This is a genomic window from Streptomyces sp. BI87 (assembly GCF_025957665.1).
Lineage (GTDB): Bacteria > Actinomycetota > Actinomycetes > Streptomycetales > Streptomycetaceae > Streptomyces > Streptomyces albidoflavus.
The window spans coordinates 1,220,172-1,236,380 of sequence record NZ_CP110079.1 but is presented as its reverse complement, the minus strand read 5'-3'; the positions used below and the strand labels follow the sequence as shown (position 1 = coordinate 1,236,380).

Annotated in this window: 9 protein-coding genes and 2 pseudogenes; 8 read left to right on the top strand and 3 right to left on the bottom strand. The window is 66.4% G+C overall.

All coding sequences use genetic code 11. The features are described 5' to 3' along the window. The first annotated feature begins 147 nt into the window (after positions 1-147). From OIM89_RS05275 to OIM89_RS05260, 4 genes and pseudogenes are all read left to right on the top strand, one after another. Positions 148-6,546: an RHS repeat-associated core domain-containing protein gene (locus OIM89_RS05275; protein ID WP_413747425.1), complete on the top strand. Its 6,399-nt coding sequence runs from the start codon at positions 148-150 to the stop codon at positions 6,544-6,546. 152 nt (positions 6,547-6,698) lie between these two features. Then, positions 6,699-7,471: pseudogene (locus OIM89_RS05270) on the top strand (transposase). Positions 7,472-7,882: 411 nt separating this feature from the next. After that, positions 7,883-8,305: an ankyrin repeat domain-containing protein gene (locus tag OIM89_RS05265; RefSeq protein ID WP_257203903.1), complete on the top strand. Its 423-nt coding sequence runs from the start codon at positions 7,883-7,885 to the stop codon at positions 8,303-8,305. Between the two features lie 59 nt (positions 8,306-8,364). Then, positions 8,365-8,823, top strand: coding sequence for a helix-turn-helix domain-containing protein (locus tag OIM89_RS05260; protein WP_254642970.1), 459 nt, complete (start codon positions 8,365-8,367; stop codon positions 8,821-8,823). Between the two features lie 210 nt (positions 8,824-9,033). Here the strand turns inward: OIM89_RS05260 and OIM89_RS05255 are convergent. Together OIM89_RS05255 and OIM89_RS05250 are read right to left on the bottom strand one after the other, a co-directional pair. Beyond that, positions 9,034-10,285 (bottom strand): annotated as a pseudogene (locus tag OIM89_RS05255) (IS3 family transposase). A 47-nt stretch (positions 10,286-10,332) separates the two neighbouring features. Continuing rightward, on the bottom strand, positions 10,333-10,476 hold the full coding sequence (locus OIM89_RS05250) for a hypothetical protein (RefSeq protein ID WP_217467460.1): 144 nt from the start codon (positions 10,474-10,476) through the stop codon (positions 10,333-10,335). A 1,351-nt stretch (positions 10,477-11,827) separates the two neighbouring features. Between OIM89_RS05250 and OIM89_RS05245 the strand changes: the two genes are divergently transcribed. From OIM89_RS05245 to OIM89_RS05235, 3 genes are all read left to right on the top strand, one after another. Beyond that, entirely contained in the window at positions 11,828-12,277 is a 450-nt protein-coding gene (locus OIM89_RS05245) for a hypothetical protein (RefSeq protein ID WP_264491034.1), read from the top strand. 163 nt (positions 12,278-12,440) lie between these two features. After that, positions 12,441-13,202 carry a hypothetical protein gene (locus OIM89_RS05240; protein ID WP_226964537.1) on the top strand — a complete coding sequence of 254 codons (762 nt, stop codon included), beginning with the start codon at positions 12,441-12,443 and terminating at the stop codon, positions 13,200-13,202. Next, positions 13,199-14,530, top strand: a complete 1,332-nt coding sequence (locus OIM89_RS05235) for a 7-cyano-7-deazaguanine synthase (protein WP_226964538.1) — start codon at positions 13,199-13,201, stop codon at positions 14,528-14,530. Before OIM89_RS05240 ends, OIM89_RS05235 begins: the two co-directional genes overlap by 4 nt. 198 nt (positions 14,531-14,728) lie before the next feature. Here OIM89_RS05235 and OIM89_RS05230 read toward each other — a convergent pair whose 3' ends face one another. Further along, a complete protein-coding gene (locus OIM89_RS05230; RefSeq protein WP_226964539.1) occupies positions 14,729-15,235 on the bottom strand; it encodes a CGNR zinc finger domain-containing protein in 507 nt (168 codons plus the stop codon). An 81-nt stretch (positions 15,236-15,316) separates the two neighbouring features. On the opposite strand from OIM89_RS05230, the gene OIM89_RS05225 reads away from it, so the two are divergent. Continuing rightward, entirely contained in the window at positions 15,317-16,198 is an 882-nt protein-coding gene (locus tag OIM89_RS05225; RefSeq protein WP_047469295.1) for an alpha/beta fold hydrolase, read from the top strand. The last annotated feature ends 11 nt before the right edge of the window (positions 16,199-16,209 follow it).

Genomic DNA, 16,209 nt, shown 5'->3' with positions numbered 1-16,209 from the left:
GACAGCGGACATACGTACACCTCATCAACCGGCGCCAGGAGCAGTGGGCGCATGGGCCAGAAGGGCTGACCTGACGTGCATGTGACCAGCAGACGCAGACACCACCGCGTCCGGACGAGACGGATCGCGCTGACCGCGGCGCTGACCATGGTCGCCACGCTGCTTCAAGTCAGCGCTGTGGCGAGTCCCGCGGCGGCAGAGAACACGCTGCCGGGTGTGCCGTCCTCCGAGCGGCCCGTCGAAGGCGCACCTGCCGGGCACGGCGAGCCTCGTCTCAAGCGTCCGGCACCGGTGCCGGCGGGGAAGCCCGACGCGACGTGGCCCGAAGCTGGCGCATCAGAAGTGACGCTCAAGAAGGCTGAGAATCCCGGAAGCCCCAAGGTGCAGGCCAAGAGCATGCCCTTGAAGCTCGGGGTTGCGAAGGCTGAAAAAGCGGGCGCCCCTGAGTCGGTTCGCGCGCGCATCCTGGACCGTGCCGCCACCGAGCGCGCGGGCATCCAAGGCGTCCTCCTCGCTCTGGACAACCAAGACGGGAAACCTGCTGCCGACGACAGTGTCTCGGTCAGCCTGGAGTACGGCTCTTTCGCCGAGGCGTACGGAGCAGGCTACGGCAGCCGCCTCACCCTCGTATCCCTTCCCGAGTGCGTCCTGGACAAGGGCAACGCCGCGTCCTGCGGTCCCGCCGAGCCCATCGACACGGAGAACGACACCGAGAAGCACGTTCTCACCGCTCCGTTCGTGCCCCTGGGCAAGGAAGGGACGCTGCTGGCAGCAGTCGCCGACGACAGCGGGCCGACCGGCGATTACAAGGCCACTGACCTTTCCCCGGCGTCCAGCTGGTCGACCGACCTCAACTCCGGTGACTTCAACTGGCAGTACGCCTTCGACGTACCCACCGTCCCTGGCGGCCTGGCCCCCCAGGTCGGCATCTCCTACTCGTCGGGAGCCATCGACGGGCGCTCCAGCGGCACGAACAACCAGGGATCCTGGATCGGCGACGGCTTCAACTACTCCCCGGGGTCAATCGAGCGCCGCTACAAGCCCTGTGCAGAAGACGATGTGGAGAACTCCGATGGCAACAAGCCCGGCGACCTGTGCTGGGACTACGACAACGCCTTCCTCTCCTTCAACGGCAAGGGCGGCGAACTCGTCCCCATCGGCGACAACGCGTGGAAGCTGAAGCAGGACGACGGCACCCTCATCCAGCGTCTGACCGACACGGCGCGCGGCAACGGCGACAACGACGGCGAGTACTGGCGCCTCACCGACGCGCAGGGCAACCGCTACTACTTCGGCTACAACCGACTCCCCGGCTGGTCCGACGGCAAGGAGACCACCGGCTCCACCTGGACCGTCCCGGTCTTCGGCAACGACCCCGGCGAGGAATGCCACAAGTCCACCTTCGCCGCATCATGGTGCCAGCAGGCATGGCGCTGGAACCTCGACTACGCCGTCGACGTCCGGGGCAACGCCATCGCGTACTACTACAACCAGGAGAAGAACTCCTACGGCCGCAACCTTGAGGCCAAGGACAACACCCGCTACGTGCGTGGCGGCCACCTGGACCGCATCGAGTACGGCCTCCAGCACGACAGCGTCTACAGCGCACAAGCCCTGGCCAAGGTCGACTTCACCAGCTCCGAGCGCTGCATCGAGAAGAACACCGGTGACTGCGCCGACATCGAGAAGAACGCCTTCCACTGGTACGACACACCGTGGGATGCGAACTGCCCCGAGGCGAAGGACTGCGACAAGGGCCGCTACGCACCCACCTTCTGGACGCGTAAGCGCCTCACCGGCGTCACCACAGAAGTACTCAAGACCGCGGGCTCCGGCTACGAGAAGGTCGACTCCTGGAAACTCACCCACCGCTGGGAACAGGCGGACGTCGACTACCAGCTCCTCCTCGACGCCGTCCAGCGCACCGGTCACACGGGCGACTCTCCCATCACCCTTCCGAAGACCACGCTCTCCTACACCCAGCTCGTCAACCGGATGGACAAGACGGGCGACGGCTACCCCCCCTTCGTCCGTGCACGCCTGTCGACGATCGAGGACGAGTCCGGAGGCAGAGCGGAAGTCAACTACACCGGCCCGGCCTGCGACAGCGGTAACCTCCCGACACCGCAGTCCAACACGACGCGCTGCTACCCGCAGATCGTCGACGGACAGGGAGACGAGAAGCCCACGACCCACTGGTACAACAAGTACGTCGTCGACCAACTCACCCTGACCGACCGCACAGGCGGAGCCCCCGACCAGGTGACCCGCTACGAATACCTGGGCGGCGCCGCCTGGCACTACGACGACAGCGACGGAATGGTCGAGGACGAGGTCCGCACCTGGTCCCAGTGGCGCGGCTACGGCCACGTCCGCGTCCTGGACGGCGGGCAGGGCGGCACCTCCGCCATGAAGTCGCAAAGCGACTCCTATTACCTGCGCGGCATGAACGGCGACCGGAAGGAACCTTCCGGCGGCACCAAATCCGTCTCCGTCACCCTCGGCGACGGAGAAGGCGACCCGATCACCGACCACGAGTCGGCCGGCGGCTTCCTGTACAAGAGCGTCGGCTTCTCCGGTCCCGGTGGCAAGGTCCTGGGAAAGACCGTCGAGCGCCCTTGGCACCACGAGACGGCCAAGAAGGTACGCGACTGGGGAACGATCCGGTCGCACTTCAAGGGCACCGCCAACTCCCGCACGTGGACGTCGACCGACGACGGCGCAGGCAAGGACTGGCGGATCACGTCCAAGTCGACCACATACGACACCAAAGCCGGCCGCGTGCAGGAGATCGACAACCGTGGCGACAACTCCACGGCCGCCGACAACCAGTGCACCCGACACGAATACGTCCCCAACGAGACACTCAACATCCTTGCCCCGCTCTACCGGACGGAGACGGTATCGGTCTCCTGCGCTGAAACGCCCGACCGTAAGAAGGACGTCGTCAGCGACACCCTGACCGCCTACGACGGCAAGGCGTACGGCGCGGCCCCCCAGAAGGGCGACCCCACCAGCGTCGCCACCCTGAAGAGCCACGACGGCACCACGGCCACCTACCTGGAGAACGGCGCCACCTTCGACTCCTACGGCAGGCCGCTCACCTCCACCACCCTCGCGGCGGATGTCACCGTCACCGGCACCGGCGCCCCCAAGCGCACCACCCGGACCGACGCCAGCACGTCCACCACCGCGTACTCCCCGGCCACCGGCCGCTTCACCACCATCACCACCACCAGCCCGCCCGCCACGCCCGGACAGACGGCCACGGCCCAGAAGACGGTGACCACCGTCGACCCGCGGCGCGGCGTCCCGCTGGCCTCCACCGACCCCAACGGCAAGATCACCACCCGCCAGTACGACGCCCTCGGCCGGGAGACGAAGATCTGGCTCCCTGACCGCAAGGGCCAGACCCTCCCCAACTACGCCTTCGACTACTACATCGAGGAAGGCAAACCCACCGCAGTCCGCACCCGCACCCTGGGAAATAGCGGCGGTGCCGTACTGGACTCCTACGAGCTCTACGACGGCCACCTGCGTCCACGCCAGACCCAGTCGCCGGGAGTCGAGGGCGGCCGGATCGTCTCTGACATCCTCTACGACGAGCGGGGCCTCACCAGCCGCACCTACGCCCCCTACTACACACAGAAGCCGGCCTCGAGAGACCTCTTTCTCCCTGACGACGCCCTCTCCGTCGAAACCCAGACCTGGCACACCTACGACGGCATGGGACGTGAGACCGAGCAGCGCCAGGTAGCCGGCAATGGCGACGGCCACGGCGAACGCATGCTCGCGCTCACCCGCACCCTCCACGGTGGTGACCGAACCACCATCATCCCCCCGGAAGGTGCCGCCGCCACAACTTCCCTGATTGATGCTCAGGGCCGCACCACCGAGCTACGCACCCACCATGGCCGCAGCGTCTCCGACGACTACGACACCATCCGGTACAGCTACAACAAGGGTGGTCTCCTCCAGAGTGCCACCGACCCGATGGGCAACACCTGGTCCTACACCTACGACCAGCGCGGCCGCGTCACAGAGACCGTCGACCCAGACGCAGGGAAAACCGTCCAGGAGTACGACGACCGCGACCAGGTCGTCGGCACCACGGACGCCCGAGGACGCACGGTCCACCAGACCTACGACGGGCTCGGACGCCAGACGGCTCTGCGCGACGAAGGCCCGTCCGGCAAGCTCCGCGCCCAGTGGGAGTACGACACCGTCAGCGGAGCCAAGGGCCTCCTCGCCTCCTCGACGCGTTTCGTGGACGGTGCTGAATACACATCCAAGATCACCAAGTACGACGCCCTGTATCGCCCGGAGCGCACTGCCGTCGTCATTCCCGCTTCCGAAGGCGAACTGGCAGGCACGTACCAGGCAAGCACCTCCTTCCACCCGTCCGGCCTGGTCCAGGGCACCAGCCTCTCCGCCGCCGGATCACTTCCCATCGCCTCCCAGACCTACCAGTACGACGAGGCCCTGCGTCCCGTCGGCACCATCACTCCCGGCGGCCAGAGCACCACCCTCCGTTCCTTCACCGGCAAACCACTCCAGCAGAAATTCCAGGAGACATCCTCCGCCAAACACACCCAGATCACTCAGACCTTCGAACACGGCACACAACGCCTCGCCACCTCCCGGGTCGACCGCCAGGAAGGCGTCGGTGTAGACCGCAGCCAGACCTACCGCTACGACCAGGTCGGGAACATACTCTCCGTCTCCGACGTCAACCGTGACGGAACAGACACCCAGTGCTACACCTACGACCACCTGCGACGACTCATCCAGGGCTGGACGCAGAGCACCAAGGAGTGCGCGGACAAGCCCTCGGGCGACGTGGTGGGGGGCATCGCGCCCTACTGGGACTCCTACACCTACGACAAAGCGGGCAACCGCCTCACCGAAGTCCGACACGGCCACGGAAGCGATGCCGGCAAGGACGTCACGCGCGACTACACCTACCCGCCGGCCGGCGGCCCTCAGCCCCACACCCTCTCCGAAGTCACCGAATCGGGGCCAGCCGGCACTTCCAAGACCGCCTACGCCTACGACCCGAGCGGCAACACCACCGAGCGCTTGATCAACGGCGACACCCAGAAGCTCTCCTGGGACGCCGAAGGCAAGCTCGTCCGCGTCACCCAGCCCGTCGAGGGCAAGGACGACGAGGTCACCGAATACCTCTACGACGCCGACGGCAACCGCCTCATCGCCCGCACCGCGACGGAAACCACCCTGTACCTCGGCCACACGGAGGTCACCCTCGCCGAGGGTGCGACCAAGGCGAAGGCCACTCGCTACTTCGACCTCGGTGACGGCCACCAACTCGTCCTCGACGACGACCGCAAAGCAACCGTTACCATCGCCGACCACCAAGGCACCGGCCAACTCGCCGTCACGATAGACACCAAGAACCTCACCCAGCGCCGCACCACACCCTTCGGCCAACCCCGCGGCGACCAGCCACAGGACTGGCCCGGCACCCGCTCCTTCGTCGGCGGCATCGACGACACCGCCACCACTGGCCTCACCCACCTCAGCGCTCGTGAATACGACCCGGAAACAGGCCGTTTCATTTCCGTCGACCCCATCCTCGACCTCACCGACAGCCAGCAGATCCACGGATACGCCTACGCAAACAACAGCCCTGTCACCTTCAGCGATCCGACCGGCCTGCGTCCTGACGGAGCGTGCGGTGGCAGCAACTCCTCTTGCAACGGTGGCACGGAGACATGGGACAAGAAGGGCGGGAAATGGACCTGGAACGACACCAGGCCAACAAGTAATAACGCGAATGGCAGTACAACTTACGGAACTAATAGCTATTCGCTAGGGGGAGGTGGGCGCTCCGTAAGGACAAAGGTGGTTCGCCCCGCACCAGATATTAACATCGCGAATGATGTGGAGTGTCCCTGGGTAGCCGGAAATAACGGTTGCATGGACGGCAAGCCCGTCACTTTCCTTGCACCGGATTGGGAAAAGCGCAGCGTTGTCGGTCATTTCCTCGAAGGGGATTTCCTTATAGGAATGACCAAGGCGATGGACCCCTGTGCATTTCAAGAGCAAGAGGGGTGCGTAGATGCAAAGATCGGAATGGTGGAGGTTGGCGGGTCGAATCTCTCGAGAAGTGCCACTAGGGCCACTTCGAAAGTTCTGGCGGCCAGAGTTGAGAAGGCTTATCTGGCGCGCCTGATTGGTCAACGTCGTGCCGCTTTGGCCGGTGAATTGAAGATCGGTGACAAGCTAATTCCGCTGATGGCGGGAAGTGGCAAGAACCCCGCGAAGGGACTTGTGCCACCCGTTGGCGGTCCTGGAAACCCTGCCAGATTTAAGGCCACTGCCACCGGCGCAAATAACAGGGAAGCTGATACCGAGTACAAGATGCTCACATATATCGCAAACCAGCTTGGTGCGCCTTCTTCGGTTAAGGGGTCGCTGGTGCTGCATTCCTCGCAACCTGCCTGCCTTTCTTGCACCTCCGTGATCGGGCAATTCCATAAACAGTTTCCGAATATCCGCATAAACTACACATCTGGGCGTCCGTGACACACTCTGCCCAACCATCCGCGTAAAATCTTCCGATTCCTTGGTGAGGGTTGGCGAAGGTTGTCGCCTTGCACCTGGTGGCGGCGTGAAAGCAGTAGTCACCGCCTAAGGGTTGTCCCGTAACTGCTGGTCACGGATGAGATGATCATGGTGTGGCTGGTGTGATCAGGGCGTCGGAGCCGTCCTGGATAGCCCCGTTCACCGGGCTGAGCCCGCGGCAGTTCGGGAAGCTGGTGACGGTTCTGAGGCGTGAGGGCGCGGACGCGGTCCGCAAGGGCCGGCCGTGGAGCCTTTCGCTGGAGGACCGGGCTCTGCTGGTCGCGGCCTACTGGCGCACGAACCTGACCATGCGACAGCTCGCCCCGTTGTTCGGGGTGTCCAAGTCGGCGGCGGACCGGATCATCGACCACCTCGGACCGATGCTCGCTCTCCAGCCCCGCAAGCGGTTCGCCAGGGACACCGTGCTGATCCCGGGTCGGCACCCTGGTGCCGACCCGGGATCACACGATCGCCGAACGGTCGAAGAACTATCGGTACTCCACCAACCACCAGGTCGTCATCGACGCCGACACCCGCCTGGTCGTTGTGGTCGGCCGGCCGCTCGCCGGGAACCGCAACGACTGCAAAGCACGGGAGGAATCCGGTGCCAAGGCCGCCGTCGGCAAGACCCTCACGACCGCCGATGGCGGCTACCCCGGTAGCCGGACTCGTCATCCCTCACCGGCGCGAGCGCGGCCGGACCGAACTTCCGGACTGGAAAGAGGAACACAACAAGTCCCACAAGCAGGTCCGCGCCCGCGTCGAGCATGTCTTCGCCCGCATGAAGACCTGGAAGATCCTCCGCGACTGCCGCCTCAAAGGAGACGGAGTCCACCACGCCATGCTCGGAATCGCCCGGATGCACAACCTCACCCTCGCCGGATAGGGCAGCAGGCCACACGGCGGTCAACCATGCCCGAGGCGACTCGGAGATCATTTACGGGACAGCCCTTAATCCGTCCGATCGGCTCTGCTTAACATGGAGGGCCCGGCAGTCCAGTTAGGTGGTCGTGTACGGCCGGACTACGTCTCTTTGTCAGGAGGTAGGGCGCGCTTCACCCCGCTACCTTGGTGAGTGCGTGCTCAGTGTGCCACGAATTGGGCTGCCGCTCACGAGCTAGCCTGTCTCTGGCGGTTACGTAGTGTGGGCGCCAATCCACACGGTCTGCGCCTGCAAGGTTGCCGTGTCCTAGCGTGATGTACCAGCGCTTCAGTAAGCTGCTAGAATGCAGCCTCCCGCGGCGCAATTCGTGCAATCGACTTTGCAAGCTGCTCGCTGCGCCGTTCTTTGCGGCGTGTGGTGCGTACGGAGTCGTTTTGGGTGGTAATGCAAATTCCTGATTCGTTTCGTGGCGGTGGAGGCAATATGGAACATTACTCTCCTCAAGAGGATGGGAATATTCGAACGCCAGCCCATCAAGCTATCGAAGATGATGACTTGGATGGCCTGGTTCATCTTTTGCGGCAAGGAGTCGATCCGGATGAGGTTTGTGATGGGATGACTCTGCTGCTTCGGGCTATTGACTATGAGGCAGATACTGCTATTCAGGGAGGAGAGGAGATGGGGTCTTCTTTTACGAAGGCCTTGCTCTATTACGGCGCTGATCCATTGCTGCGGGCGCCTAGCGGTGAGACGCCGGCCGAGATGGCGGAATACTACGGACATAAGGAGGCCCTGAGAATTCTCATGGGAAATACCAAGGGTGAGAAAGGTGAATGAAGATGTAAAATACCTAGTGTCCTGAGTCGGTAGTTCGCTTGCGGTTATATGGTGGGGTAATGTCTGCTCCGAAGCCGTTGCCGTTGGAGCTGTCCGATCACGAACGCCGGGTGCTGCGCGGTTGGTTGCGTAGGCGGACGGCGTCGCAGGCGCTGGTACTGCGGTCGAGGATCGTGCTGGCGTGTGTGGAGGGCCTGTCGAACGCGCGGGTTGCGGACGACCTGGGTGTCTTGCGGGAGACGGTGCGTAAGTGGCGGTCCCGGTTTACCGCGGACCGATTGGAGGGTCTGGTGGACCGGCCGCGTTCGGGGCCACCGCCACGGATCACGGACGAGCGGGCCGAAGCCCTGGTCGCCAGGACCCTCGGCCAGGCGCCGCCGCAGGGGGATTCGCACTGGTCGACGCGCTCGATGGCCGAGCCGGAGGGAATGTCGGAGTCGGCCGTGTCGCGGATCTGGCGGGCGTTCGGCCTCAAGCCCCACATCGTGGAGGAGTGGAAGCTGTCGACCGACCCGTAGTTCGTGACCAAGGTCCGCGACGTGGTGGGCATCTACCTGCCCCCGCCGGAGAACGCCCTGGTCCTGGCCGTGGACGAGAAATCATAGATACAGGCCCTGGACCGGACCCAACCGGTGCTGCTGATGGCACCGACCACGCCGGCGAAGATGACCCACGACTAGTACTGCAACGGTGCTTACCCTTGAACCGCCCCGGGTGCGGTAGAGACCTCAGATTTTGGTTGTGACCTGGGGTTTCGTGGTGGCGAGGTAGTAGTTGGTCTCGTATTCGACGGGTGGGATGTGCCCTATTTCACCGTGGAGTCGGCGGTGGCAGTACCAGTCGATCCATTCCGCGGTGGCCAGCTCAACCTGGGAGAGCGTCCTCCAGGGCTGTCCGGGCTTGATCAGCTCGGTTTTGAACAGGCCGATCGTGGACTCCATGAGGGCGTTGTCGTAGGCGTCGCCGACGGAGCCGATCGAGGCCGCGATGCCGGCGGCGTCCAGGTGCTCGGCGAGCCGGAAGCTCGTGTATTGCGAACCGGCATCGGAGTGATGTATCAACTCGCCCCGCTGATGCGGCTTTTCGTCGCGGTCGCGTTGCCACAGGGCCATGTCCAGCGCGTCCAGGACGAGCCGTGTCTCCTTCGACAGGGCTGCGGACCAGCCGACGATCCGGCGGGAGAAGGTGTCCACGACGAAGGCGACGTAGACGACTCCCGACCAGGTGCTGACGTGAGTGAAGTCGGCGACCCAGCAGCGGTTGGGGGAGGCGCGACGAAGTTGCGGTCCAGCAGGTCCGGTGCCCGCTCGACGCTGCCGTCCGGGATCGTGGTGATGATCTTCTTCCCGCGGACGGCACCTGCGACGCCCAGCTCGCGCATGAGGCGTTCGACGGTGCACCGGGCCACGAAGTGGCCCTGTCGGTGCAGCTCACGCCAGACCTTCCTGGCCCCGTAGACACGATAGTTGGCGTCGAAGATCTGTTGGATGAGCGGCTTCAGCTCGGCGTCGCGGATGGTGCGGGCTGACGGGACCTGAAGCCGTTTATGGTGGGCGTAATAGGTAGAAGGGGCGATCTTGCAGTCGTGCTCGGTGAGCACGCGGCAGATCGGCTCGACACCGCCGAAGCGGGCCCGGTGCTCGTCGATGAACGCTACGAGCGTGTGTGTGGCCGGTCGAGCTCGGCCGCGAAGAAACTTGCCGCAGCCTTCAGGATGTCGTTCGCCCGCTTCAGCTCGGCAATCTCCTTCTTCATCGCCTTGATCTGGGCGGACTCCTCCGTGGTCGTCCCCGGACGCTGACCGGAGTCGATCTCGTCGCGCTTCACCCAGTTCCGCAGGGTCTCGGCCGAGCCGATGCCGAGCTTCTGGGCGACCGCCCGCAGCGCAGCCGACTCGTTCGGGTAGTCACCGCGGACCTCGGCGACCATACGGACCGCTCGTTTGCGCAGCTCAAGGGGATAGGAGGAGGGGCGTGCCATGACTCAATCCTTTCACGGAATCGAGTCTCTACCGGACCCGGAACGGTTCACTTGGCCTTTCCCCTGGTCCCCAGGTGGCCCGCGCCCTGCGTCTCGCACAGGTCCTCCGGGAGTTCCACCCCGACGACTCGGCCGAGCAGCTTCTGCAGCGCCTTTCCGTGCAGTGGGCCGCTGTACGTCAGTAGCTGCACGCGCCGACAACGCCAGGGGGACGGGCCACGGATCGGAAGTGTGGCCCATCCCCCTGTGATGGGAAAGACCAGCCCATGGACCGCCGAAACGGACAGCGCACCGACCGTGGTGGTGAGGGTCCTGGAACGCCGCCAGTGTCTACTGCGATGGGCTCCACCACTGTTGCCGTGACGCTCGTATGACGCTCCAGGTGCCCACAGGGGCGCTCAGAGGGCCGGGAACCAACCCTGACCTGCGCTTATGCCTTCCTCGCTTAACGTGACGTGTTTCCGATGACGCATCATGTGGAGTGCGTGGCGATTCTGGAGCCGGTGAAGAAGGACTCCTGACCTGCTTTCTGTCAGGTGTCGTCCGGAGTGACCTTGGTGCTGGTCTGCCTCAAGGTGCGGCCGTGCGGGACGAGGCATTCGCCCCGCACGGGCCGCTTCAGTGGATGGGTGCTGAACTCCCTCATTCGCAGGGGGAGATGTATTTCCGCTGAAGGGAGATCTGTGTGGAGAGTCACCAGAGCGGGGCCGGTGGGAGTGCACTGCGCTTCGTCACGGTGGAAGTCGCTCTCAGGGGGCCTGCCGAGCACAGGCGTCGGGCGCGCGCCTTGTTCGGGAGCGCAGGGTTGGGAAGTACTTGACGCTGAGGAAGAAGCGTTTCCGGAAAGCTGTGCAGGCTGGAGTTGCCCTCGGTGAGGTGGACCGCAAGTCGGTCTATGTGCTTGGCATGCCGGCTGGGCGTGATGCCGGTCGTCGTCCTGAACGGTGGGCGGCCCGGGAGATCGAGAACCTCGCAGACGAAGCTCAGTTGGACTTGCGGCTGGGCGCGAGCGTGGAGCGCAGGCAGCGTCGGCAGGAACCTCACTGGTTCGTCTGACAACCGCGCAGCACGCTTGCCCATCGCTGGGCCCGGTGGCTGTTCAACGCTGAGCGGCGCGTGGGGGTGCATGACACCGGGACGGTGTTCCACGGCTCGTTCGACGAGGCCAGGCGGCGTGCTGTCACGGGAAGCGTAAGGGCGCCGTTTCCCGCGTCGAGTGGGGGCACACGACGGCATGCACCGGACGGGTGCGGCGGAGAGTCGCACGTGGATGGTGAAGGCGACGGCGCTGAGCTGTACGGCGGCTGCGCTCGGCACCCCCGCTGCTTCGGGCCCGTGGTGGGCGACGCTGCTCGCGCTGGTGGGCTGGGCGCTGCTGAGCTGGTGGTGCGTGACCGTCGTGACTCCGCTTCTCCGTCTTGCGTCGGCAACCACGGACGGAGGTCAGATCCCGGATGAGGGAGCGAACAGTCGCCGGCGCCGGCTTGGTTACGGGTGGCTTGCTGCGCTGGCTGACAGTGGGCCCCTCTTCGCGGTGACGGTGTGGGAGACCCAGGTCGTGGGACCGAGGCCGCTCTGTTCTGGCACTTCCTCCTGGTCGGCCTGCTGTTCGTCACGGGCGGCATCCGGCGCCTGGCCCGTGCGGGCAGCCGGAGACCGTTCCAAGTAGCGGTGTCCGTCGCTGGGTTGCCGGTAGTGATTCCGGCTCTCGGCGGGCTCAGCCCTGTGCTTTTCACCTGGTACGGCGGCGCGTTCCATGTGCGGGCGGAGTACATCGGCGTCGCGCACGTGTGGCAGTTCGTGGCCTCGGCATATGTGCTGGTGATCTCGGTGGCACTGACACTGTTCTTCCTGGCCTGCTGGGGGTATGCCCAGCCCCTCTTCCGCCATCCGGTTCAGGCGTGGCGGTCGGGCCGGGTCCCGGCTGACTACTTCGGCGTCGATCCTCGGTACGCGAGCTCCCTGCGGGCGAGGGGGATCCTGTCGCCGTGATTCCGCGTAGCTGCCCTGCCGGCTGACCCGCTCGTTTCCGAGCGTGAGGGGTTGAGGCCGACCTGCCCGGCCCCATCCTGGCTGATTCGCGCCCTGTCCGGTCATCCGCCGTTCTGCTGCCATGTCGAGCGGCGGAGGAGCAGTGCCGGCGGACGGGGGCGTCATGGGAACATCCACGCGGTGGAAGGGGCCGCGCGGCGACCGGTGGAGTGCGGCGGCGCGGCGTCTGGCGCGGTGGGACCCTGAGTCGCGGAACGCGGACCAGCGCCTGGAGGAGATCGCCGCGGACCATCTGCGGGCGTTGCACGAGACGGTCCGTGCCGACCCCTCGGCGTTCGGGCTGTACGGCGTCGTCTGCGAGGCTGGGGAGCGGCTGGCGCACACGTTGGGTTCCCTGGCCACGAAGGGTGTGCGGTCGGAGGGGGAACTTGTCGCCCGACTCGTCTCAGAGGTGGGCGCGGACGGGGGTACGTTGGCCGATGCCGCCGTGCGGCGGGGCGTCGCCGAGGCGGTACGGAACGTCCGAGAACGGCACGGGGAGTGGGACGAGGCGATGACCGACGCCCCTTCTTCCGAGGGTGGCTTCGCGTGGGACATCCTGTGCGATCTGTACCGGATGTTCTTCGCCGACACGGTGGGGGAGTTCCTCCGGTCCGTGGTCGCCGAACACGTCCGGCAGGCCGCGCCCGTGTTGGTCGTGGCCGATCCGGAGGGCAGGATCGCCGACTGGGTCGCAGAGAAGCTGGTGGGCCTGGTGCCGAACCCTTGTGAGGAGGCGGTGGACGCCGTGCCCTCGGCAGAGGGAGACCTTGAGGAGCCCCTGGTATTGCCCGAGATCGCCGAGGCGCTGGTGTCGAGGGCCGTGGGCAAGGTGCTGGGACTGGCCGGTGAAGAGATCACCGGTGATGAGGGAGTCGCCGCATGACGCGTCCCGGCCATTTCTTCTGGTGGCGAGGCCACCACGCGGACCGGTCCGGGGACGGCCGCTGGACGGAGGTCGGTGAGGAGGCCTTCCAGGAGGACGAGCGCCGCATCACGGGCCGGCACCGCCTGCCCGGCCCGGTTCCCGACTGGGCCGAAGACCTGTTCAGGGTCGCCAGGGCAGCGTTCATCGTCGACAAGTACGTACGCCGTGACGGCGGACGGGACCGGTGGGCGCGGCACGTCAGACTCTCCGTACCCGTCACGGAGTACGGGCGGTGGCGGAGCGGAACGGTTCGCGACGACCTCGCCGGGTTGTTCCAGCTTCTCACGGGGGACGCGTGGGAGATCGAGTTCCGGCCCCTCACCGGGCACGGCGTCGAGGAAGCGCTGGACTTTCCCGAAGAGCCGCGCGCCTCCGAAGTCGCTTTGTTCTCAGGCGGTTTGGATTCCACCAGCTGGGCCGCAGCGCGCTCCCGCGTGGAGGACTCGCGTCCGCTGCTACTCGTGATGTTCCGCGAGATCGGCCTGTTGCGCCAGCAGAGGCAGGTGTACAGCGCCGTCGAAAGGCTCAGTGGGGCCCGACCGGTGATGTTGTTGCCGATGAGCCAGACTCCGAGGGGGGACGGATCTCCACTCCGGCTGGAGACCTCCTCCCGCACCCGCGGACTTCTGTACGCGTCCGGAGCGGTGCGAGCCGCCACCGCACATGGTGTGGCCACCGTCCATGTTCCGGAGAATGGGCAGCTCGCTCTCAATCCTCCTCTCACTCCCGCTCGTTCGGCGGCTTGTTCGACCCGGTCGGTGCACCCGCGCACGCTTGCCCTCCTGAACTCGGTGTTGGGTGTGGTCGGTGAGGGCGCCGGTGCGGTGACGGTGGTCAACCCTTGGGGGTGGCTGACGAAGGGAGAGGTGTGTGCGGCCGGAAAGGCGGCGGGCCTCACCCCCTCGGAGCTGGAGTCGACGCTGAGCTGCGGGAAGCCGCCCGCCAGACGGAAGGGCGGACCGTCGTTGGCCAACTGCGGAGTCTGCTTCCCGTGTCTCGTGCGCCGGTCCGGGCTGCTGCACGCCAACGGCGCCGACCGCACTCCGTACGAGGCGGCCCCGTGGGAGGACCACCTCTCGCTCCGCCGGGGCGAGGACTGGCGTGCACTCCGGCGATGGCTTCTCGGCTCGTACGGCCTCACCGACGTGATCACCGACACGCCGCTTCCGCCGGACGTGGCGCCGACGGCGGCGCTGGAGCTGATCGAGCGCGGGCGTGGGGAGTTGGCCCGCCTGGTCGAGCTCGCGGCCGCACGCCGTTTCTCCGGGGAAACGGTCGGGCCGTAGCGGACGCGGGGGTGTGCCGGTGACGTGACCGAGGCGCGGCGTCTCTCGGTGAGCGTGCTCCCGAGATCGGGGAGGCCGTGGTCCGAGGCGCCTGCGTCGCCGCAGTGGGCGTGCGGCTGTTCCACGTACCGCCGCCGGACGGGCCGGCCGTCCCGCCGGCAGTTGAGTCGGGCCCTCGCGTCCGCGGCTGCCGCGCCCTCACTCCTCCCCCCGCCTCCGGCGTGCGTGGCTTCGGGCCTTCATCCGGTTCCCGCACGTAGCCATGGAGCACCAGCGGGCGGTGCCGGGGCGGCTGTGGTCGATGAGGAACAGGTTGCAGCGAGGGTTGGCGCAGGGGCGTAGGCGGCCGGGGAGTTCGGTGGTGACGCGGGACCAGGCAAGGGTGGTGCGGGCCGGAAGTGCGTCGTCGGGGGGTGCTTCCAGGCGCCAGTCCACGCCTGCCGGGGAGGCGGTGGGGCGCAGGCGGACCCGGTCGAGTGCGGAGGTGAGGGGGACGACGTCCTCGGAGGTGCCCCGGATCAGGCGGTGCAGGGTGTCGCGCACCTCGCGGAGGCGCTCGCGTTCCGCGGTGGTGCCCGTCCCGCCGAGTGCGCGCGCCCAGTCCGCGGCGCCCGGTGCGTCCAGGGTGTCCGTCGGGTGTCCGTCGATCACCGGGGCACTGTTGAGCACGGCGAGCAGCAGGTCCTCGTCCTCGGTCCGGGTCACGGCTCACTCTCCTTGACGCCCCCTGCGGCGCTGTGCATGATGAGCATAGCCTAACCGGTTAAAACGAGTTAAGAGGTTAGCGTGGCTGCTGTTCACCATCGCACCGTGGACGTGGACGGTCTGACCGTCTTCTACCGGGAGGCCGGTCCTTCGGACGCGCCCGTCCTCCTGCTGCTGCACGGCTATCCGTCCAGCTCGCACATGTTCCGGCACTTGATCCCGGCACTGGCCGGCCCCTACCGGGTGATCGCGCCGGACCACATCGGCTTCGGCCGCTCTTCGGCGCCGGACGTGGCGGAGTTCCCCTACACGTTCGACGCCCTGGCTGAGGTCACGCGTGGCTTTCTCGCCGCTCTCGGCGTGCAGAGGTACGCGATCTACGTGCAGGACTACGGCGCCCCGATCGGCTGGCGGCTCGCTCTGGCGTCCCCTCAGGCGGTCACCGCCGTCGTCTCACAGAGCGGCAACGCCTACGAGGAGGGCTTCGTACCGGAGTTCTGGGAACCCATCTGGGCCTACGGGGACGAGCCGACCGCCGAGAACCTGGAACGACTGCGGCCGGCCCTGGGCCGCGAGGCCATCGAGTGGCAGTACACCCACGGCGTGCCCGACCCCAGCCTGATCGATCCCGACGCCTGGGAGCACGACCTGGCGCTGCTCGCCCGCACGGGTGTCGACCGTGCCCAACTCGCCCTGTTCGGCGACTATCCGGGCAACCGGGACCTCTACCCGGCAGTGCACGAGTGGCTCCGGTCGAGCGGTGTGCCTGTCCTCTCCGTCTGGGGCCGCAACGACGAGATCTTCGGGCCGGCCGGCGCCGAGGCGTTCCGGCGTGACGCCCCCGACGCGGAGGTCGTGCTGCTCGACGGCGGTCACTTCCTCCTGGAGAGTCACCTCGACGCCGTGGCCGCCGCCATCCTCCGGTTCCGGCCCCGCGTACGCGCCGCGACCGACGCCCGGTGAGGCTGCCCGGC